Source organism: Microcystis sp. LE19-10.1B (assembly GCF_027530565.1).
Lineage (GTDB): Bacteria > Cyanobacteriota > Cyanobacteriia > Cyanobacteriales > Microcystaceae > Microcystis > Microcystis aeruginosa.
In genome coordinates, this window is the sequence record NZ_JAPZQM010000107.1 from 1 (window position 1) to 20,135 (window position 20,135).

General features: G+C 43.6%; 18 protein-coding genes, 1 tRNA gene, 1 rRNA gene and 1 pseudogene. 10 read left to right on the plus strand and 11 right to left on the minus strand.

Annotation, left to right across the window (positions count from 1 at the left end):
- Positions 1 to 664 precede the first annotated feature (664 nt).
- On the plus strand, positions 665 to 937 hold the full coding sequence (locus tag O9332_RS03570; RefSeq protein ID WP_002760442.1) for a hypothetical protein: 273 nt from the start codon (positions 665 to 667) through the stop codon (positions 935 to 937).
- A gap of 14 nt (positions 938 to 951) precedes the next feature.
- On the plus strand, positions 952 to 1,380 hold the full coding sequence (locus tag O9332_RS03575; RefSeq protein ID WP_002760443.1) for an Imm30 family immunity protein: 429 nt from the start codon (positions 952 to 954) through the stop codon (positions 1,378 to 1,380).
- A 195-nt stretch (positions 1,381 to 1,575) separates the two neighbouring features.
- On the opposite strand, the pseudogene O9332_RS03580 reads toward O9332_RS03575, so the two are convergent.
- A pseudogene (locus tag O9332_RS03580) lies at positions 1,576 to 2,812 on the minus strand (RNA-guided endonuclease InsQ/TnpB family protein).
- Between the two features lie 476 nt (positions 2,813 to 3,288).
- On the opposite strand from O9332_RS03580, the gene atpD reads away from it, so the two are divergent.
- The 3 genes from atpD (at position 3,289) to O9332_RS03595 (ending at position 5,736) form a co-directional block, all read left to right on the plus strand.
- Positions 3,289 to 4,737: a F0F1 ATP synthase subunit beta gene (atpD, locus tag O9332_RS03585; RefSeq protein ID WP_002760447.1), complete on the plus strand. Its 1,449-nt coding sequence runs from the start codon at positions 3,289 to 3,291 to the stop codon at positions 4,735 to 4,737.
- 74 nt (positions 4,738 to 4,811) lie between these two features.
- Positions 4,812 to 5,228, plus strand: a complete 417-nt coding sequence (gene atpC / locus O9332_RS03590; RefSeq protein WP_002760449.1) for an ATP synthase F1 subunit epsilon — start codon at positions 4,812 to 4,814, stop codon at positions 5,226 to 5,228.
- Between the two features lie 358 nt (positions 5,229 to 5,586).
- Positions 5,587 to 5,736, plus strand: a complete 150-nt coding sequence (locus tag O9332_RS03595; RefSeq protein ID WP_287972030.1) for a hypothetical protein — start codon at positions 5,587 to 5,589, stop codon at positions 5,734 to 5,736.
- Positions 5,737 to 5,887: 151 nt separating this feature from the next.
- Here the strand turns inward: O9332_RS03595 and O9332_RS03600 are convergent, their stop codons facing one another.
- A complete protein-coding gene (locus O9332_RS03600; protein WP_002798842.1) occupies positions 5,888 to 6,385 on the minus strand; it encodes a DUF29 domain-containing protein in 498 nt (165 codons plus the stop codon).
- A gap of 317 nt (positions 6,386 to 6,702) precedes the next feature.
- Here O9332_RS03600 and O9332_RS03605 point away from each other — a divergent pair, with 317 nt between their 5' ends.
- Entirely contained in the window at positions 6,703 to 7,011 is a 309-nt protein-coding gene (locus O9332_RS03605; RefSeq protein WP_004266833.1) for a hypothetical protein, read from the plus strand.
- On the plus strand, positions 7,012 to 7,362 hold the full coding sequence (locus tag O9332_RS03610) for a hypothetical protein (protein WP_004268952.1): 351 nt from the start codon (positions 7,012 to 7,014) through the stop codon (positions 7,360 to 7,362).
- A 226-nt stretch (positions 7,363 to 7,588) separates the two neighbouring features.
- On the opposite strand, the gene O9332_RS03615 is transcribed toward O9332_RS03610, so the two are convergent.
- Together O9332_RS03615 and O9332_RS28295 are read right to left on the minus strand one after the other, a co-directional pair.
- Positions 7,589 to 10,870 (minus strand): CHAT domain-containing tetratricopeptide repeat protein, encoded by a 3,282-nt coding sequence (locus tag O9332_RS03615; protein WP_502846635.1) that lies wholly within the window; start codon positions 10,868 to 10,870, stop codon positions 7,589 to 7,591.
- 62 nt (positions 10,871 to 10,932) lie between these two features.
- Positions 10,933 to 11,073, minus strand: a complete 141-nt coding sequence (locus O9332_RS28295; RefSeq protein ID WP_502846636.1) for a hypothetical protein — start codon at positions 11,071 to 11,073, stop codon at positions 10,933 to 10,935.
- 83 nt (positions 11,074 to 11,156) lie between these two features.
- Between O9332_RS28295 and O9332_RS03620 the strand changes: the two genes are divergently transcribed.
- Both O9332_RS03620 and mrdA read left to right on the plus strand, forming a co-directional pair.
- Positions 11,157 to 12,266, plus strand: a complete 1,110-nt coding sequence (locus O9332_RS03620; protein ID WP_288023660.1) for an S-(hydroxymethyl)glutathione dehydrogenase/class III alcohol dehydrogenase — start codon at positions 11,157 to 11,159, stop codon at positions 12,264 to 12,266.
- A 620-nt stretch (positions 12,267 to 12,886) separates the two neighbouring features.
- A complete protein-coding gene (mrdA, locus tag O9332_RS03625; protein ID WP_288023662.1) occupies positions 12,887 to 14,761 on the plus strand; it encodes a penicillin-binding protein 2 in 1,875 nt (624 codons plus the stop codon).
- On the opposite strand, the gene O9332_RS03630 is transcribed toward mrdA, so the two are convergent.
- The 6 genes from O9332_RS03630 to O9332_RS03655 form a co-directional block, all read right to left on the minus strand.
- Entirely contained in the window at positions 14,758 to 15,564 is an 807-nt protein-coding gene (locus tag O9332_RS03630; RefSeq protein ID WP_288023663.1) for a radical SAM protein, read from the minus strand. The genes mrdA and O9332_RS03630 overlap by 4 nt on opposite strands.
- A gap of 19 nt (positions 15,565 to 15,583) precedes the next feature.
- Positions 15,584 to 15,675: transfer RNA gene (locus O9332_RS03635), tRNA-Ser, on the minus strand.
- Positions 15,676 to 15,736: 61 nt separating this feature from the next.
- The gene (locus O9332_RS03640; RefSeq protein WP_004266840.1) at positions 15,737 to 16,456 is read right to left on the minus strand and encodes a DevA family ABC transporter ATP-binding protein; all 720 of its coding nucleotides are present in this window, start codon (positions 16,454 to 16,456) and stop codon (positions 15,737 to 15,739) included.
- 18 nt (positions 16,457 to 16,474) lie between these two features.
- Positions 16,475 to 17,647, minus strand: coding sequence for an ABC transporter permease DevC (devC, locus tag O9332_RS03645; RefSeq protein WP_004266841.1), 1,173 nt, complete (start codon positions 17,645 to 17,647; stop codon positions 16,475 to 16,477).
- A gap of 7 nt (positions 17,648 to 17,654) precedes the next feature.
- Complete coding sequence (locus O9332_RS03650; protein WP_288023665.1) at positions 17,655 to 18,938, minus strand: HlyD family efflux transporter periplasmic adaptor subunit; 1,284 nt, start codon at positions 18,936 to 18,938, stop codon at positions 17,655 to 17,657.
- 31 nt (positions 18,939 to 18,969) lie between these two features.
- On the minus strand, positions 18,970 to 19,542 hold the full coding sequence (locus O9332_RS03655) for a TetR/AcrR family transcriptional regulator (protein WP_288023666.1): 573 nt from the start codon (positions 19,540 to 19,542) through the stop codon (positions 18,970 to 18,972).
- Between the two features lie 135 nt (positions 19,543 to 19,677).
- Between O9332_RS03655 and O9332_RS03660 the strand changes: the two genes are divergently transcribed.
- Positions 19,678 to 19,968 carry a DUF2288 domain-containing protein gene (locus tag O9332_RS03660; protein ID WP_002745388.1) on the plus strand — a complete coding sequence of 97 codons (291 nt, stop codon included), beginning with the start codon at positions 19,678 to 19,680 and terminating at the stop codon, positions 19,966 to 19,968.
- 50 nt (positions 19,969 to 20,018) lie between these two features.
- On the opposite strand, the gene rrf is transcribed toward O9332_RS03660, so the two are convergent.
- Positions 20,019 to 20,135, minus strand: a 5S ribosomal RNA gene (rrf, locus tag O9332_RS03665).

Below are 20,135 nucleotides of genomic sequence, written 5' to 3' on the forward strand. Positions count from 1 at the left end.
ATTTTTCGATTCGATTCGGCAAACTATACCGATATTTTCTAGGTGTAGATAGCCTTGAATACAGGTTCCTTGTAGGTTCAAAAATTTGTCAAGTATCATAAGTAAAATACTCGGGTTTTTGACTATTATATCAAATCTTAACTCGATTGTCTATCTTTTGGTATTAACCTGTTGATGCCTTAAGTCCTTCCCTGTATGGATTTCAGCTACTTTTGAGCGTAGGCGCTCTCATCGAATTTTATTTTAAGTTAATTATTTGCATAACAATTCCCGAAGAGCCGGAAAATGGGTCATTAAAGCTTAATTATCAGGAAAAAGCTCTGATCGTGTCTAAATTCTAGCTTTCTTTCGGGGCAAGCTTTCGGGTGATCAATAACTAACAGAAACTAAATTTTCGAGTTGTTGTTAGAAAATAGGCGAGCGCTCGCTTATAAAATAAGAGTTTCAGCACTTATGTGTTGACAGGGATTTTCCGAGATAGAAGAGCGATAAGATTTTTATTCACCTATGATAAACCTATGGCCTAAAATAATCATAAGGAGACAACATCACTCAATTTAAACTACTGACAGGAGAAGGAAAAGTCGGGACATACGGCGACTTGTTAAAATTAGGTAGTAGAGGAGATCACTTAACCCCTCATCATCTACCATCCAATGCGTATATGAAAGCGAAAATCAAAGGTTACACAACTAATCAAGGAATTGCTATCATGATGGAACACTTATCCCCCGGAAAAGGAGGTCGTCATCGTCAAACCTTATCTTATGGTAAAAGTCCAGACTTAACCCTTTCCCCTCGACAAACCTTAGCACAAGAAGTTTGGGATATTCGCTCAATTTATCTAGGTCAAGGATTATATAATGCAGATATTAGAAAGGGATTACAAGAACTCATTCAACTTAATAAAACTACCTGGTCAACCTTTTTTGATTAAGGAGCAACAACCCCATGAATTTAATAAAAATCCTACAAGAGAATCGCTTAATGAAAACACCCCAAGAAATTAACTTATTTGAGGAAACATTAGAAAAACTTGCCAAATATCCTGATGATAAACATTTAAAAGACTTACATCTTATCCTAGATGATAACTGTGAACATCCTGAAATTATGTTTAGTTTATTGCATTTTTTAGAAGATTTTGAAACCCAACAACAAATACAAGCTTTTATTGAAGTGATTCCTCAATTAATGATAACTGCACCAGAATGGACAAAAATCATTCACTATCGAATGATTAATGATGAATCTGCTGTTAAAATTTATCAGAATAGTCTGGAATTAGCCAATCAAAAAACACCTCATTTTTTGTATCAACTTTTACTAGAAAGCGTCAAAAATTATATTAATTCATCCTCGGAGGTCATCTTAACCTAAATTTTTGTATGACTTATAGAAATTAAAATGATATTTTGGTATCTGTAATCCCTTAAAAAATGTCGCTTTTTCTGGCATTTGTTCAACCTTGATTAATTTAATTTGAGACTCAGTGACTTCCCCCAACCCCCCAAAAGCCTGGATTGGGTAATAAAATCAAAAGTAAACCGCTCAACTAAACTTACTCAAACTTACTTAAAAGCCTGAAAGCTTAGTCATTCGTAGTGGGTCAAGCACTACAGGATTAAACGGCAAACCCTTTATTCCCTGGTCAATGACATCAGGAATTACTTTTCTAATGATGTTAAATGACCCATTGACATCGGCATTTAACAACTGATTTGTTCCCATTTTATACAGTCCCCTAGCTAACCTTTTTCCCTTAAATAATGGTTTTTCTTCACCATATTTAGGTAACTCATCCCTATCTAAAGCACTGGATTGTGAGGTATAGGATTCTTCAGTTATTATGACTTTTATTCCTTTTAATTGAGCTTTGTAGGTTAACATTTCTATTAATCTATAATGGGGAATATTAACAAATTGTTGATTATTCCTTTTTCCTAGATTAAGACATTGTTTTATCCGCTCATTATGCCCAATTATTAATGTCCCTATTTGATGAATAATACACCAATCTATTACTCTTTTACTGGCTGTGTGTAGATAATTTTCTACTCGACAGTTTCGTTTATGGGTTAGGAATATCAATCTCTTAGATGAGGGTTGATTATTTCTGGTTTTCAGTTGAGATTGTAAGCGGGAACGTTGTTTGTTGTAGAAGGTGTTAATTGCTTTTAACGGTCTGCCATTTACCAAAAGAGGTGCTACACCTGTTTGATTTGTAGTTACAGCCATTAAGTTATTAACTCCTAAATCTATCCCAGCTATCTCTTGTTTATCTGTGGTTTCCGACCGTCTTTCATAGACTATTTCAATGACATAACAGCTACTTTTGGGGACAATTCTCACTTCAATTATTTCTCTTCGGGAAGTGGTCAATTTTACGTCGCTCATAGACAAGTGACAAATTCCTTCTTTTAAAGGTTTTTTATAAATTGATTCCTGAGAATATATTAGTAGGTTTCTTCCTTTGGTTTTGTCCTTATACTTAATAATTTTAGGTTTTCCTAAAAATTTTTCAGGGTGTTTTTTCCAAGCTCTAAAAGCGGCAAAATAACTAATCCAAGCCTGATCTAATCTTCTGATTATCTGCGTGCTTCGGTTTCGTGGGTAAAGCTAAATAATCTGAGGTTTTAGATACCAGATGATAGAGTTGATTAAAACTCAGTTTTTGGGAGTTTTCAAAGAAATATTGGCGATAATGGTAGTTAGCTAGATTGAACAAATTTTTTGACAAGAAGGCATAATGGTCGATTTCTGACCATAAGGGATGGTTTTGACTGATAATATGACGTTCAACTAGCTTCATATCTTGATTATACCTGATAACGTTCTTAAAATCTATCGGTGGCCAAAGTTACTTATTTTAGCTATCTAGCTACAGAAATGAGTAGCTTTAAAAAGCTTTAGGTAGGTTTTTGGTTTCTGTGGTTAACCCCAATTTTAAAAGAGAGTTTCCCCTTAAAAATCCCAACCTATATCTTGAGCAATTAAACCCTCGACACTGTGGCCATCTTCTCCTTGAGACATGAGGTAACGTTCAATTAAAGGCAAACCCCTGTGTTTGTTAAGCAGGGAGCAGGGAGCGGGAAGCGGGAAGTGGGGGGAACAAATAAAATAATCTCCCGTCTCCGAGTCTCCTGACGACCGACTGCTGAGGGCTGATAGCGAAAATAACTGATCTGATCCCCTAGCGTGATAAGCTGTGTATTGGCTAATTTTACAAAAAATTAAGACTTTCCCCTTGTGGGAGTTATCAGCTAAAACCCAGAGTAGACATAAACAATGGTAGCGACAACAGAAACTAACGTTGGTAAAATCGTCCAGATCATCGGTCCTGTCATCGATGCCGAATTTCCCAGTGGCAAACTGCCCCGTATTTATAATGCCTTAACCGTAAAAGGAACTAACTCCGCCGGTCAAAATCTATCGGTTACTTGTGAAGTGCAACAGTTACTCGGTGATAACCAAGTGCGGGCCGTTGCCATGAGTACCACCGATGGTTTAGTGCGCGGTATGGATATCGTGGACACCGGCGCGGCGATTAGCGTTCCCGTGGGTAAATGCACCCTCGGTCGGATTTTTAACGTTCTTGGTGAACCCGTGGACGAAAAAGGACCGGTTAACGTCACCGAAACCTCTCCTATTCACCGTCCCGCTCCCAAATTAGTCGATCTTGAAGTAACACCGACGGTTTTTGAAACCGGTATCAAGGTGATTGACCTGCTCACCCCCTACCGTCAAGGGGGCAAAATCGGCCTCTTCGGGGGTGCTGGTGTGGGCAAAACCGTCATTATGATGGAATTAATCAACAATATCGCCATTCAACACGGTGGTGTCTCGGTTTTTGGCGGTGTGGGTGAAAGAACCCGCGAAGGAAACGACCTCTACAACGAGATGATCGAATCGAAGGTAATCAACGCTGATAACCCCGAAGAATCGAAAATCGCCCTCGTTTACGGTCAGATGAACGAACCCCCCGGAGCGAGAATGCGCGTCGGTCTCTCCGCTTTGACCATGGCCGAATACTTCCGCGATGTCAACAAGCAAGACGTACTCTTATTTATTGATAATATCTTCCGTTTCGTGCAAGCCGGTTCGGAAGTATCGGCGCTCCTCGGTCGGATGCCTTCTGCGGTAGGATACCAACCCACCCTCGGTACTGACGTAGGCGACCTGCAAGAGCGGATTACCTCCACCAAAGAAGGATCGATCACTTCCATCCAAGCGGTCTATGTACCCGCGGATGACTTGACTGACCCCGCTCCCGCTACTACCTTCGCTCACTTGGACGGAACAACAGTACTATCCCGGGGTCTGGCTTCCAAAGGTATCTATCCGGCGGTAGATCCCCTCGGTTCCACCAGCACCATGCTCCAAGCTGATATCGTCGGTGATGAACACTACGGCACCGCTCGCGCCGTCCAATCTACCCTGCAACGCTATAAAGAGTTACAGGACATCATCGCTATTCTCGGTTTAGACGAATTGTCGGAAGAAGATCGTCTCACCGTTGACCGCGCTCGCAAAATTGAGCGTTTCCTCTCGCAACCTTTCTTCGTGGCGGAAGTGTTCACCGGTTCTCCAGGTAAATACGTTACTCTCGCTGATACGATCAAAGGCTTCCAGATGATCCTCAAAGGTGAACTCGATAGCTTACCCGAACAAGCGTTCTATATGGTCGGCAATATCGATGAAGCGATCGCTAAAGGCGCAAAACTCAAAAAAGGCTAATTAAAAGTCAGTAGTAACCGCTAAACGCGGTTACTAAACCCAGAAATCTGCCAAAATTATCGTTATTATCACCAATGAGCATTACAGTACGGGTTATTACACCCGATCGCATTGTCTGGGATAACGTGGCTGAAGAAGTAATCCTACCCAGTTCCACGGGACAATTAGGTATTCTTAGCGGTCACGCTCCTTTATTAACTGCCCTGAATATTGGCGTAATGCGAATTCGACCGGGGAAAGACTGGGAAAATATCGCGGTTTTGGGCGGTTTTGCCGAAGTCGAAAATAATGAGATCAAAGTCCTCGTTAATGGGGCGGAATTAGGCTCAAAAATCGATAAAGAAAAAGCTCGCGCCGAATACGAACAGGCCCAAACCCGTCTCGATGAAGTCAGTAAAGGGGATGACCGTCGCAAAACTATCCAAGCGCAACAATCATGGCGCAAAGCTCGCGCTAGATACCAGGCCGCTGGTGGTTTAGTATCGGTTTAAACCCAACCAAATCAAATTAAATTAAAGCAAAATCGGGCGGGTTTATATAAACCTACCCGATTCTTTTTCAGTTATCAGTTATCAGTTATCAGTTCTCAGTTATCAGTTAAGTAGGGCTTTCTGAATAAATCTAAAAACCTGGTTGGATAAGACTTTTGGACTTTTTTCCCCTCAAAAAGTACCAGATATGGGAGTGATCAGGGGGAAATTCAGGGACTTTTTCCCTGAAAATTAGGTAATTGACCCCCTCAAAATCGGTAAAACCCCACACCCCAGACCCCACACCCTACACCCTGCCCCTAGGAAAAACTTTTTCAGCAGACCCTAGATATTTATTCACCTCTGGAGGTTATTAATTATGAAGGTTAAGCAATTTGATTGTGTGGAAATGAAACGGTTGAGTAGCGAAAAAATCTATGAAGACATTAAAAATATGAAAATAAAGGAAGAATTAGCCTATTGGCAACAAGCTACTAAAGAGTTAGAAAAACTTCAAAGTCAATCATAGTTTAGCGAAGGGATCGCAACTACAAACCTGGTTCGTTATTCCCCCCTTATTTCGCAGGGAAGGGGGGTTAGGTCATTCGGGCGATTTTTCATGTTGGCAAGGTCATATTCTGGTTTCATGGTTTTATTATCGATAATGTTTACCTTCGTTTTTACCCGTAAAAGTCCTCATTTAGAATCTGTTCAGGTGTGAAAGGACAAGCGAGGGGATACTCACTTTCTTGGGGAATACGAATACCAAATTGAGCGCGTTTACCCTGTTTGATGGCGACTTTACGAGCGCTGGAATAGGCTTGTGTGATGGAGATTAAGAGATAAGATTTAAGAGAGGGAGTCTTAAGTAAATCATCTTGAACGCGCTGGCGATGCTCATCTACTGAGTTATACCAACTTGCTTTCATTGTCTCAGGAGCATCATGCTGTATCTTTAATTTGAGTAAGTGAATCAACAAGACCATTAAGTTGCTCTCTAAGGCGCGTTTCTCTGACTTACCCAAATCTTTTAACTCCTCAATTAAGTTTTCTATATCCAGTTGTTCAAACTGTCGATTCTGTAATTGATGAATAGTTTGCTCAATCCACAACTGAAGATCTTGTTCGTAAAGTGTTGTGGGATTTTCTTGAATGTCCGATTGTTTTAATAAGTTCATTTGGCTTTCATTAAGTTAACGGTAGATGAATAATTTGGTCTTTATATTTATTATTATACTTGATCTTTACCAGATAGTGTGATCGCATTGGGTTCTTAATTATTGACCTCTCCCCTGGCCTTTCTCCTACAAGGAAAGGGGAGAGAATTTAGCGAAGAGAGCTTCGACTACAAACTAGGTTTGTTGTCAAGGCTCTAGCCCGAACAAGTTTAACCTGTTTTCTTTAGGTAGTGAGAAGCTAAATGGGCATAACCCCATTGCCCACATTGGGTAACTTGTCTAAAATTGTATAGTGTATGAAGAGAGGAGAAGATGTCATGGAGTATCAGAATTTTTCGCTCATCGAAGAAGATATTCAGGCTGACGCTCGAGGGCGGATTAGCCTTGGGACTCAATGTAGCAACCGTCACTATCGGATACTGATGAATGCAAGCGGGGAACTCCTCCTGGTTCCCATGGTTGCGATTCCAGAGCAAGAGCTATGGGTATTTCAGAATCCTAGTGTCCGCGAGTCGCTCAAACGGGGGCTCGCGGAAGCCAGCACGGGAAATTTAGCTGAAGAACCCGTCGATTTAGACGCTATGCTTGAGTTTGCTGAATCTATTCCTGAAGAAGTCGAGGAGTAATTGAATTTCTCTTTACGACAGACACAGGAAGCTCGAAATACTCTATCTGAATTGCGAGCAGAAGCGGAACAGGCTCAAAAGACTCGCCTGGCTCAAGGTAGGACAAAAGCATCGAAACAAGAGGGTCTCTACAAACAGGTAACAAAAGCCCTCAAGCTCCTCAGTACAAACCCAAGACATCCGGGACTAAAAACCCACGAATTTAATTCCCTCGATAACCCTTATGATGCAACACAGAAGGTTTTTGAAGCCTACGCCCAACAGAATACACCGGGAGCCTATCGAATTTTCTGGTGCTATGGACCTCATTCGGGGGAAATCACCATTCTCGCTATTACACCTCATCCGTAGATCACAACATTGTAGGGGCGAAGCATTCGGGCAATAACCTATCGCTGAAACCGTAGATTTCCTATCCGAATGCTTCGCCCTTACTTTTTCAGCAAGCCCGAAATAGTTAGCGCTGAAGCGCAACAACAAGCCAGGTTCGTGAGGGAGTGAGGGAGGATCATCACCCCATCACCCCATCACCTCATCACCCTCTCTTTTTAAAGCCGGATTTAGTATTAGGGGGGAGTTAGACCAAACCCCGCACCTCCTCAACCCCAATCCCCAAAATATCAGCCGCAGCAACGAAAATCTCCTCATCTTGCGTTTGCTGATAAAGAGCAACAAGAAGAGGCAAAGAAAAGGTTTGTACACTGTAACTATCGTTAAATTCTGCCCAAATTTGTAAGGCTTGCAGGTAATAACTTTTGGCTTGGCTCAATTCCCCAACTCCTTCGGCTACCATTCCCAAATTGTTCAGGGTTATGGCTTGGGAGATGCGATCCCCATATTCAATGTAAATCTCGAGAGCCCGCTGGTAGTAGAGCCGCGCCTGCTCCCATTCCCTCAAGTCTTGCGCTAAGATTCCCAAATTGTTCAGGGTGATGGCTTGCTCGTAGCGATCCCCATATTCAATCTTGATCTCAAGAGCTTGCTGGTAGTAGCTTCGGGCTTGCTCCCATTCCCTCAATTGTTGCGCTACGATTCCCAACTGGTGCAGGGTGCTGGCTTGGGAGTAGCGATCGCCATATTCAATGTAGATCTCAATAGCTTGCTGGTAGTAGCTTCGGGCTTGCTCCCATTCCCTCAATTCTTGCGCTACGACTCCCAAATTGTGATAGGCATTTCCCAATGAATAGGCTTTTCGTTGCTCGTCCACCCCTTGGAGATTTTGAGTTAATTCAATGACTTTTAGATAAGTCTGTTTCGCTTGTTCATAGTTTTTTGTATCTTTATAGGCGATGGCGAGATTGCCCAAAGCACCAACAATGTTACTACCGATTATCCCAGTTTTAATCTGCTCAGGATAACTTTGACAAGCTTGACAAACACTCTCGCATAGTTTCAGTCTGCTACTAACATCATTGGTAACAACAAAATGATTATATAAGCAAAAGAAGATATAAATATCTTCCTGCTTCTCCAAACAAATCTGCAACGCATTAAACAGATTTTCATACTCCCAGCGACAGAACAATATCCCTAACTGCTTCTCTTGCGGATTTTTGGAATCTAGTAAGTTATTATAAGAACCTGCCAAGTCTCGGTAATGATTCTTAAAACCCTCCCAAATTGCTGCTTGCGTCTCTGGTGCTAATTCCTTTAACTTCGTCTTCAAGAAGTAGGGAAAAATGGGCTGAATAGTCAAAAAACTCGGCAATTCTTCACTCATCGGCGAAAGCAGTCCCCAATGAATCGCTTCTTCAATTGCTGCATCAAATTGGTCAAACTGATAGCCTTGTAAAGGTTCTAATTTTTGTAATTCTTCACTGTAAAAAGGAATGAAATCCCTGTGAATAAACCCACTAAAAGGCGCTAAACAGAGTAACAACTTCTGCGCCTCCTCCGACAAATTACTGTGGGAATATTCCACACATTTGATGATATTATTAGTCTTATCCTTATCCCCCACATCAGCTAATTCCGCCAACTGTAACCCTTGCCAAATCTCCTCCGGTGACTGTCGCTTCAGATTCGCTAATACCACTTCCATCGCCAACGGATATCCCGCCAACAACTTCATCAAGCGCTTAAAATAATCATCCTTTTTAATCGCATTTTTCCGACTCTTCGCCTGACGTTCTAAGATTCTCTCCGCTAATTCAGTTCTCGACTCTTGGTCTAATCCTTGTAACTGATAGATATTCTCCTTAAAAGTCCTGCGTTGCAGCCAAGTTTCCTCACTGCGAGAACCCAAAATTACCTTCGTTTTTCCCCCGACCAAATTCTTGAGAAATTCGGCGATTGCTTCCCTTTCATTCTCCGGTAAAGTATTCTGAATTGCTAACGGTTGTCCCGTCACCGACTCCAGATTATCTAAAATCAGAATATACGCCTCACTGCGGAGTTTTTGCTCTAGTTTCTTTACTCGCGCTTTCAGGTTCATCGCTTGGAAACTCGCCTGTTCAAAGCGATTATAAATTACCTGACCAATTTCATAGACAATCTGTTCTAACGTCCAAGCTTTTCTATCATAACCAAAATAGAAAATATGGGTCGCCCAGTTGGTTTTCTGCCACCATTCTCGTAGATAATTGAGTAAAGTAGTTTTTCCTGTCCCTCCCATTCCTTTGAGTAAAAGGATATTATGTTTCAGCAGCGCCTTTTCCATCTTGAGAATTTCTAAATCCCTGCCGACAAAGCCGTATTCTGGTAAAGGAAAGACATATTGATTGCCGATATGTTCCCAGTATTTTTCTTCCTCTTCTGGAGTAAATGGACGCAAATTGAGATTAATTTTACCGCGACAATAAATCACCGGTAATAACCAATCTTCTAAATCTATTATCGTATTATAATAGGCGCGGCGTTGCTTATTATTGAATAACTCTAACCGTCCTTTTCGCATCGCTTCCGTTAGGTCTTTTCCGTTCAATAATTGCTGATAAATTGGTTTCATCATCAACTTAGCTGCAGAAACCGTCACCGAATATCCCATCGCCACCACTGCTTGCATTCCCGCAGTCATCAAACGACTTCCTAAACTGGTTTCCCGATAGTCTTCTGATTCCTGGAAAATTTGCTTTGCTGACTGACAAGCATTGAGAATACAAATAGGGATATTTTTCCCAGTGAGTAAATTCGCTAATTCCGTCGCTTCTACCGGAGTTGCTTGACCTTTTTCTTCTCCTTCCAGAAACAGAAAAGCTTTTACTCCCTCATATTCTGCTAAATCCTCCAGTCCCCATCCCCTTTGATAGCGCCAAGAATCCCCGTGAACCTGTCTTTGGTACTGTTCATATTCCATTAATCCGCCATGAACATCGAAATGAATAACATGATAGTATCCTTCTCCCTTCTCATCCAGATGTCTGGTTAGTGATTCATAAGTTCCGGGACGCAATATATCAATTTTTACAGGTATTTCACTACTATTTACCAGTTCTACCAAAGGACGGGAAATCGTGCGATAGTTAACATCAGATTCCTCATTAGGACGCGCAATCACCACCAGAAGATTGATAGTAGGATAAGTGGCCATTTGCACCGGGACAACTGTAGCCCCTCGACGCTGGCGGGAGATGATACAATCTATAGAAAAAGGACGCGGTAAATCAGGATCTTTCAGCGCTTCCCAATGTAAAGCTTGAAATTCTGGCGACTGACTTTCGATGATAATTTGCAGTTGACTTAACTGCTTTCGCAAGTCTCGATATTCCCCATAAGCATTTAAATTACTCTGGAAAACCTGTTTAAATAGGTTTTCGCCATAGTTTTGGACACTGTTGGCGGCTTTTTGCGCTTTATCCGTCCCTAGCGTCGGAAATACTAACCATTCCTCAAAGTAAGCTAAACGGCGCTTAACCTGCATGATCCAACAGCTATAACCCTTTTGGAGTCTATATCGGTGATCCGAAGTAAAAGCCGTTTAGCTTACCATTCTAGGTCTTTTTCTTCTTGGTTAGTAAAGGGATCAGTAACCGTAATTGGGTAGCTGTTACCGCTATCAAAATTGAGAGTAGCAGTAAAGCCACCATCGTTAATTCCTTCTTCGCGGATGGTGAGGACTAACATAGAGATAAGTTGAGAATTGTTCTATTACAACTCTTCAGCAGTTTAACGGTATTATACTGGGAAAAACTTATTGCTTTTAGCCTATGGATGTTCGAGCGGCAGTTGCCCTAGAAGCGGGAAAACCCCTAACTATTGAAACGGTACAATTAGCAGCACCGCAAGCGGGGGAAGTGTTAGTAGAAATCAAAGCCACGGGAGTTTGTCACACCGATGCCTATACTCTCTCTGGGGCCGATCCTGAAGGCTTATTTCCCTCAATTTTAGGCCATGAGGGGGCTGGAATCGTGGTAGAAGTGGGAAAAGGTGTCACTAGCCTAAAAGTGGGGGATCATGTTATTCCCCTATACATTCCCGAATGTCGTCAGTGCGAGTACTGTCTCAGCTTTAAAACCAATCTCTGTCAAGCAATTCGTCTTACCCAAGGTCGGGGAGTAATGCCGGATGGAACCAGTCGTTTTTCCCTCGATGGTCAGCCGCTTTATCACTACATGGGAACCTCGACTTTTTCTAACTATACCGTACTGCCGGAGATTTCCCTAGCTAAGATTCGCCCCGATGCTCCCTTTGAAAAAGTCTGTTATATCGGCTGCGGAGTCACTACAGGTATCGGTGCGGTGATTAATACCGCTAAAGTGGAACCGGGGGCAAAAGTGGTGGTTTTTGGTCTGGGAGGTATCGGTTTAAACGTTATTCAAGGGGCCCGTTTGGTGGGGGCCGATATGATTGTCGGGGTCGATATCAATCCCCAGAAACAAGCTTTAGCGACCAAATTCGGGATGACTCATTTTGTTAATCCCCAAGAAATCGAGGGGGATTTAGTGGCCTATCTGGTGGATTTAACTAAGGGTGGGGCCGATTATAGTTTTGAGTGTATCGGCAATGTCCAGATTATGCGTCAAGCTTTGGAATGTTGCCATAAAGGTTGGGGTGTTGCCACTATTATCGGTGTAGCTGGGGCCGGCCAAGAAATTAGTACCCGTCCTTTTCAATTAGTCACCGGACGCGTCTGGAAAGGTACGGCTTTTGGTGGAGCGAGAGGCCGTACAGATGTACCAAAAATAGTCGATTGGTACATGGAGGGCAAGATTAACATTGATGATTTAATCACCCACGTTCTACCTCTGGCAAGGATTAACGAGGCCTTTGACCTGATGCGCCAAGGGGATTCTATCCGCAGTGTGATTACATTTTGAACAGGGATAATGTTAAATTGGGTTAAGAAATACTTGACAAACTTTTAACTATATGTATGCGCCAGTTTCCAGGCTCTCTTTAACTTACTATAGAAGCGATCAATCTTTGTGTCCTCTGTGTCTGGAGTGGTTCCTTCCACTCCCAGTATTTACACCTATTTTGTTAAGATATATTGCAGATACCCTGAACTTTAGTAAACAGAGGAGCTAAATCACCTAGTATTGCGTCCTTTTCAGTGTTGCCAAAGGCACGGCGTAGCCGTCCAGTAAACAGTGAAAAGACATCAGGAAAGTGCTATTTAAAACTACTCACTTAGAACTCAAATCTGATAAGGGACTTGCGCTTTGATAATGTACCTTTTGGGCGAACGCAGTTCGCCCCTACATTCTGGACAAAATCCGTTACTGTAGGGGCGCAAAGCTTGCGCCCTCCGATCGATCAGGTTTGCTGATCACCCTAAGTAGGGCGAGAGCCTTCGAGATGTTAGGGACTTGCGCTTTGATAATGTGCCATCTGGCTGGTCTAATTCTTCTACAGAGCGATTTTCCGGCTGGGATATTATTCCCACGCAAGTCCCTAACTGATGACTAATAACTTTTAAATTTTTAACTTTAAGCAAATGCGTAATAGTGGACTCCTCTCAAAAACCAAAGTCAAACTGAAACGGAAAAAAACGCTCACCTCGCCGACGCGGCCAGCGCCGAATAAATTACAGAATAAAATCAAAGATAAGGAGCGTCTAGTCGGTCGTCAGCGTCAGTCATGGCTAATTATGGGATTAATTAGCATTGTCCTGCTAGGAGGAGTCGGCTCGCGCTTGGCCTATTTACAACTGCAGCAAGGACAAATTAACCGAGAAAGGGCAGAAAATAACCGGATTCGCATTATTCCCAAACCCCCAGTCCGGGGCAACTTATTCGATCGCAATGGCAAAGTTTTGGCCACGGCCCGCTTAACCCATGCGGCCTATATTTGGCCCAAATCCCAGCGTAATCCCGCCCAAAAACTCAATCTTGACCGTTTAGCCAGTATTTTAGGCATTCCCAAAAGCGACCTAGAAAAACGCATTAACGAAGCGGACGAAAACCCCTCCACCCTGATCCGCATCGCTAGGGGTTTAACTCCAGCCCAAATTATCGCCCTAGAGGAATACAAGGACGAATTAACCGGCATTGAAGTGGACGTGGAATCAGTGCGTTACTATCCCAATGGTAAAATCGGGGCGCATATTCTCGGTTATACCGGGGAACTAACCCCAGAGGAATATAAAGCCAAAAGACCCCAGGGCTACCGATTGGGAGATGTCGTCGGTAAAATGGGTGTAGAAGCCGCCTACGAGTCAAAATTGCGGGGAGAATGGGGGGGAATGCAGTTAGAGGTCAACGGATCGGGACAAGTAATCCAAATTCTCGGCCAAAAAATTGCTAAACCGGGGCAAGATGTCACCCTGACACTAGATTTAAAACTCCAAAAAGCCGCCGAGGCCGCTTTAGGAAAACGCAAAGGTGCGATCGTGGCGATCGATCCCCGGGATGGTTCCGTGCGGGCCATGGTCAGTTATCCTAGTTTTGATCCCAATGTTTTCTCGGCCCCAATTACCACCGCCACTTGGAAAAAACTACAAGCGGAGGGCAACCCGTTTGTTAACCGCGCTCTCCAAGGATTCCCCCCCGCTTCCACCTTTAAAGTCGTCACTGCCACTGCTGGCATGGAATCGGGTAAATTTCCCCCCAATACGGTCTTAAATACCTTTGCCGCCCTTTATGTGGGGGGGACAGCTTTTGGAGAATGGAATCACGCCGGTTTTGGTCCGATCGGTTTTGTCCGGGCCATGGCCATGAGTAGTAACACTTTTCACGGTCAAATTGGTCGCGGAGTGGGGGGGCCGGCTTTAATTGCCATGGCTCGGCGCTACGGTTTCGGTCAGAAAACCGGGATAGAATTAGCGGAAGAAACTCCGGGGTTAATTGCCGATCGCGATTGGAAGCTGCGTAATTTTAAAAACTGGGATTGGTCCGTAGGGGATACGATTAATATGTCGATCGGTCAAGGATTTACCCTGGCGACTCCCCTACAGGTAGCTGTGATGTTTGCTGTCCCCGCTAACGGCGGTTTTTTGGTGAAACCGCACCTTTTACAGGATGCCCGGGATGTTAAGGAATGGCGCAAGTCTTTGAACATGAAACCTAGCACCCTAGACACCCTGAGAAAGTCCCTGAGAGCCGTGGTAGCGGAAGGAACCGGTCGGGCCCTATCAGACCCCGCTTTACCGCCTGTAGCGGGCAAAAGTGGCACAGCAGAAGCACCTCCAGGCAAGTCCCACGCTTGGTTTGGAGCTTTCGCGCCTTTTGATAAGCCCGAAATTGTCGTGGTCGCCTTTGCGGAACATTCCGGCGGTGGTGGTGGTAAAGTGGCCGCACCTATGGTACGTCAGGTAATGGAGGCTTATTTTAATGTGAAGCCGAAAGAAGAAAAACCCCGGCCGAAGCCTTAGAGACCTGTGGCGGTAAGTGGCACACAGCGTACGGTAATTCCCGTGGCCGTGGCCATTTTTTGCGCCCAAATTGCCAATATTTCAGCGTTTACGGGTTTGAGAATTTGCATTCCGTCGGCAGCGGTGAGGGGATTATTACCGCGGGTTTCTAATTGTCTTTGTCTGGCCCGGGGACGGGTCGGGGTGTTAAGCTGAATTTCATCCGGTTGTAGCTGTTGCATCAAATCGATATACTGGTCTTGCTCTTGGGGCGACCAAGAGGACAGCACCATGGTTTGAATTGCTAGTTTTCCCGACCATTCTTGGCGAAATTGTCTTAATCCCGACCAACAACTCTGCCAATCCAGGCCGGGGACTGGACGGTTAACCCGTCGCCATTGGGACTCGGAAACAGCATCGATTTTAGCGGCGACGATATCAGCTTTGCTCAAGTCTTGACGCACTTGGGCATCTCCCAAAAGGGTACTATTGGTTAAGACCGCCACCGGCCGCCTGGTCATTTCCTTGACGGTGGCCAGTATTTCCCCTAAATTGAGGGCGAGGGTGGGTTCCCCGCTACCACTGAGAGTGACTATATCCACGTCCCAAGGGGCAAAAGTGCTTAAATCCCTGCTAATTTGTTCGCTAGTGATAAAAATTCTTCGCTGCTCGGTTTTTTGCTCAATTTCTCCTAACTGACAGTAGGCACAGTTAAAGGAACAGGTGGAAACTAAACCAATCGGATCAATGCCCAGAGAGCTGCCGAAGCGCCAAGAGGCAACCGGACCATATACGGAGCAGAAATAATCCTGGCGAGCAGTCATCGAAAATACCGAAAGAAGACGGAGAGGGAGGGATTCGAACCCTCGGTACGGTCTTACGATTCGTACAACAGATTAGCAATCTGCCGCATTCGACCACTCTGCCACCTCTCCAAGATGACATTATTTTAGTCTAACATGAAAGGCCGATTTTTGGCAAGTAATTTTTGGGCAGTTAATCGCCTAAACGACCATCCTCCATATTGACAATGCGATCGGCGATGTCGAGAATCCGGTTATCGTGGGTGACAAGTAAAATCGTGCAACCTTGTTCTTTTGCCAATTTCTGCATGATTTCCACCACATCGCGCCCGGATTGTTTATCTAAGGCCGCGGTCGGTTCATCAGCGAGGACTAATTTGGGATGACTGACGAGGGCGCGAGCGATCGCAACCCGTTGTTTTTGTCCCCCTGATAGATCATGGGGATAGTAATCAACGCGGTTGCCTAAACCGACTGACTCCAGAATTGCCGCCGCTTTTTGATCGAGATCTTGTTCTAAAAACTCCTCGTGCAGTTCCAAAGACATCCTAACGTTTTGTTTCGCTGTGAGGAATTTTAGTAAATTATGTGCTTGAAAAATATAGCCAATTTGTCGGCGAATTTTCAGCATTTTGCCCTTACCAATTCCTAACATTTCTTGGCCGAGAATTCTTAAACTGCCCGCTTGTGTCGATCGCAAACCTCCCATTAAACTTAATAAAGTAGTTTTCCCCGATCCCGAAGGACCGGTCATAATTACTACTTCCCCCGCTTTAATTTCCAGATCGATATCGTATAAAACCTGTTTTCTTAATTCCCCCGTACCAAAATAGTGATTTAAGCCTTTAATGGCAATTACGGGTTCATTAGGGCTAAAATCCCCTAATTCTCGCTCTTTTTGAAAAATCGGCATTATTTCACCCTTGATAGCTTAGAAAATATCGGCTGGATCTGCTGTCCTTAATTTGCCCATAGCGACAATTCCAGAGGCAATACACATAATAATTGTCAGGATTAAAACTTCGATCGCCCTAGCGGTAGTCATCACTATGGGTAAAAGTGTAGCGGAGGAAGCGAGATTATAAACACCGAGAGAGACGATAAACCCGGGTATATACCCCAAAACCGCTAGTAATAAAGCCTCTTGCATCAAAACCCCGACTAAATACCAATCACCGTAACCCATAGCTTTTAGGGTAGCGTATTCGGGTAAGTGATCGGTGACATCGGAATAGAGAATTTGATAGACAATGACGATACCGACGATAAAACCCACTACTGTACCTAAACCAAAGATAAAACCAATGGCTGTACTATTAGCCCAATAGGTTTTTTCCCTTTCAGCAAATTCTTCTAAAGTAAGGACTATTACTTCATTTTTAGGGAAAAGTGCCTGTAAATTGCCCTTAACTGCTTCGATATTTGCCCCTGGTTGCAGTTTCACCAGTCCTATATCGATTTCGTGGGGTTGACGTTCGGGAAAGAGCCTTAAAAAGGTAGAATCACTGCTAATGACGTTACTATCGGCAGCAAAGGAGGCACCAAGGGTAAAAATTCCCGCTACCTGTACCTCTTTTTTATTTAACTGAACTGTCAAATCGGGGTTTTTCTGGAGTAAATCGGCAATTGGACCGAATTCTGGTCTTCCTGCCTGATCGTACAAGACGCGATTTAACATCTTCAGATCACTGGATTTTTGATTAACTTCCGGGAGGGTAAAAACCCGTTGACTGGGATCAAAACCAAAGACTAAAGTAGTTCTTTCTAGGGCAGTTTCGGGATTGCGCCACTGGGCCGAAGCAATATAAACTGAGGCTAAAGATTGAATGCCCTCGACTCTTTGAGCTTGGTACAAGCGATCGCGTGAGAAACTTTTCACCGCAAAGAGGGTGTCGAATTGGGGATTAATCAGGACTAAATCCGCATCGAGGACATAATGGGGTTTAACGGAAGCATCAAATAAGGCATCCCGAAACCCCAACTGCGTGAAGATTAAGAAGTCAGCAAAGGCAATCCCGGCAATAGCTACAATCAAACGGGTTTTCTCTCGCGTCACCTGTAACCAAGATAGGGGCGTTTTTTTGAATAGATGGGTTAGTTTCATGGAAAACCTACTCATTGATAGTTACAGTTACTTGGGAATTGGTTAAACCTGCCACTTTTTCACTGTTTTCGCGATCTAAGGCAATGCGGACAGAGATCACTTTGCGATCGAAGTTTTCTCCCGGTTGATTGCTGAAGATATTTTGTTGGTCAACTTTTAAGGCAATTAAGCGCACTTTTCCGCTAACTTCGCCCTTAAACGCCGATCCGGTAATCGTGGCAGTTTGTCCCTTGCGAATTTTCCCGATATCGCTTTGATAGATTTCGGCAATTACTTCCATGCGCTCGGTTTCAGCAAGGTCAACAATTCCTTGATCGCTGATTTGTTCCCCGATACGGGTATTGACTTTAATCACTTTGCCGGTAATTGGCGATCGAATATAAGCCTGATTTAACTCGGTTTGAGCTTTTTTAACGGCAACTAGGGCAGCATTTACCTCCGCTTCGGCTGCCTGCACATCGACTCCCCGCACTTCTGAGACTTGATTTAAAGTGGATCTGGCCTCTTTGATCTGCTGTTGACCAGTGGATTCAATCCGGGCTAGGGTAGTCTTGGCTTCTTCTATCTCTTGTTTACCAGTGCGTTCAATCCTCTCTAGGGTAACTTTTGCTTCTGTGAGTTGTTGATTACTGGTTTCTAAATTTAGTCTTTTACTATCAAAACTAGAGGCGGAAATTGCCCCTTCTTGATAGAGTTTTTCGTAGCGATCAAATTCAGCTTTGGCATTGCGATATTCTGCTTCTAATTTGCCAATTGTCGCTTTTTGGGCAGCCCTATCCCCTTCTAATTGCGCTGTTAATCTTTGGATAGTTGTCCGTTGGGTTGCTTGATCCCCTACCCATTGTGCCTCGATTTTTCGCACGTTAGCGGCATTAGCATCGATTTCACCGACTTTTGCCCCAGCTTTCACCTGTTCTAGTTTGGCTGCGGCTACTTTCACCTGTTCTTGTGCCTGTCGCAGGTTATCCTCTAATCTTTCCTGACTTTCGAGAATGGCGATTATTTGTCCCGTTTTGACGCTATCTCCTTCATCGACTAATAATTGCATGACTCGATCGGAATCAAGCAACATCGGGGCAGATATGCTGATAATTTCTGTCCTCGGTTCAATTCTGCCTAAAGCGGTGATTTTTTGCGGTACGGGCGACGCAATTACAGGGGTTTTGGTTTCGGGTTTGCTGGCGAATTGGGAAAGACTATAAAAGGTGGTTATTCCTAATAATCCTGTGCCTAATACTATTAACCCGATCATTAACTTTTGATTTGGTTTTACAAAAGTTTTACCGTTCATAATTTTTTAGTTAATAAGTGATTGTTGGGGGTTAACAGTTTTTCTGCAAATAAGTAGTAATAATTTTACCTAATAATTCCATTTGTTCATCGATCGCAATCTGTTCATTGCACCACAGGCGCTCTAATATCAGTCCATTAATAACGCTGACAACTAACCAAGCTACACTCGGATCGCTAATACCTAAAATCTCGATTACTGCCTGATGATAGCGGCGATCAACGCGCTCAAAAAGTTGACTACGACTCAGTTCTTCTCGTCCTTGGTATTGAGAATAATCAATCCATAAGAATAATTGTTTGATGCAGTAATCCTCGCGATTAGTCATAAATTTGCCGAGAATTTTTAGCTTTTCTGTCAGGGTTTTTCCTCGATCAATCTCGGCTTTAGCTAATAAAACATCCTCTCGGCACATCTCCTCGACTAATTGCTCGAAAAGTGCCGCTTTACTGGGAAAGTAGTGGTACAGCGTTCCCGTGGACACTCCCAATCCTTGCGCTAATTCTCTCGTCGTCATGTTAGCATAGCCTTTCTCGGCAAAGAGTTCGGCACTTTTTAAGAGGAGTTCTTTTCGGTATTGTTCTACATCTACTATCTTAGGCATAAGTTTAATATCGAACATTCGTTATATTTTAGCTTAACATTACTATAAATGGGGAAATCGGCTCTCCCTTTGCCTGTATGCTAGAAAGAGGAGCTAATTCGTTGTTGAGCGAGCTTTTTCGCAAGGATTGACAGTATGGGTAATATTCACGAGCAGTTATTAGAGGAATTAGCCGAAGTGGAGTGGAGTGACTTGATCCCCCATGCTCAAAGGGATGCGCTGATCCTAGTTTCCGATTCCCTCAATTTAATCGAAGTGGCAGAAGCGATCGCTGGTGATCAGGTTGCTCAAGTGCAGAATTGGATCGGGGAAAAACTACTAGAAAAACCGACACAAGAGCAATTAAGCGATTGGAATTCCCATCCCGATAACCTTTTTAATACACTAATCGTGCAACCTTTTGTGTTAATTCAGACCATAGCTTAGATAAAACCAAACCCCCCAATCTTGTGGGATTGAGGGGTAGGAAAGAATAATCCTGGCATCGAGCTATTGTCCCGGTCGGCAACCCGACAAGTATCTTGGCCACGGTGAAGTTTCACAACCGAGTTCGGGATGGAATCGGAGTGGTGCCATCACGTTAAAGACACCAG

Excerpts from the sequence above, each read along its gene's own strand:
- atpC (WP_002760449.1), top strand. The coding sequence starts at position 4,812 with ATGAGCATTACAGTACGGGTTATTACACCCGATCGCATTGTCTGGGAT.
- O9332_RS03605 (WP_004266833.1), top strand. The coding sequence starts at position 6,703 with ATGGAGTATCAGAATTTTTCGCTCATCGAAGAAGATATTCAGGCTGAC.
- mrdA (WP_288023662.1), top strand. The coding sequence starts at position 12,887 with ATGCGTAATAGTGGACTCCTCTCAAAAACCAAAGTCAAACTGAAACGG.
- O9332_RS03660 (WP_002745388.1), top strand. The coding sequence starts at position 19,678 with ATGGGTAATATTCACGAGCAGTTATTAGAGGAATTAGCCGAAGTGGAG.
- O9332_RS03640 (WP_004266840.1), bottom strand. The coding sequence starts at position 16,456 with ATGCCGATTTTTCAAAAAGAGCGAGAATTAGGGGATTTTAGCCCTAAT.
- O9332_RS03570 (WP_002760442.1), top strand. The coding sequence starts at position 665 with ATGAAAGCGAAAATCAAAGGTTACACAACTAATCAAGGAATTGCTATC.
- O9332_RS03575 (WP_002760443.1), top strand. The coding sequence starts at position 952 with ATGAATTTAATAAAAATCCTACAAGAGAATCGCTTAATGAAAACACCC.
- O9332_RS28295 (WP_502846636.1), bottom strand. The coding sequence starts at position 11,073 with ATGTTAGTCCTCACCATCCGCGAAGAAGGAATTAACGATGGTGGCTTT.
- devC (WP_004266841.1), bottom strand. The coding sequence starts at position 17,647 with ATGAAACTAACCCATCTATTCAAAAAAACGCCCCTATCTTGGTTACAG.
- O9332_RS03615 (WP_502846635.1), bottom strand. The coding sequence starts at position 10,870 with ATGCAGGTTAAGCGCCGTTTAGCTTACTTTGAGGAATGGTTAGTATTT.
- atpD (WP_002760447.1), top strand. The coding sequence starts at position 3,289 with ATGGTAGCGACAACAGAAACTAACGTTGGTAAAATCGTCCAGATCATC.
- O9332_RS03655 (WP_288023666.1), bottom strand. The coding sequence starts at position 19,542 with ATGCCTAAGATAGTAGATGTAGAACAATACCGAAAAGAACTCCTCTTA.
- O9332_RS03595 (WP_287972030.1), top strand. The coding sequence starts at position 5,587 with ATGAAGGTTAAGCAATTTGATTGTGTGGAAATGAAACGGTTGAGTAGC.
- O9332_RS03600 (WP_002798842.1), bottom strand. The coding sequence starts at position 6,385 with ATGAACTTATTAAAACAATCGGACATTCAAGAAAATCCCACAACACTT.
- O9332_RS03650 (WP_288023665.1), bottom strand. The coding sequence starts at position 18,938 with ATGAACGGTAAAACTTTTGTAAAACCAAATCAAAAGTTAATGATCGGG.
- O9332_RS03630 (WP_288023663.1), bottom strand. The coding sequence starts at position 15,564 with ATGACTGCTCGCCAGGATTATTTCTGCTCCGTATATGGTCCGGTTGCC.
- O9332_RS03620 (WP_288023660.1), top strand. The coding sequence starts at position 11,157 with ATGGATGTTCGAGCGGCAGTTGCCCTAGAAGCGGGAAAACCCCTAACT.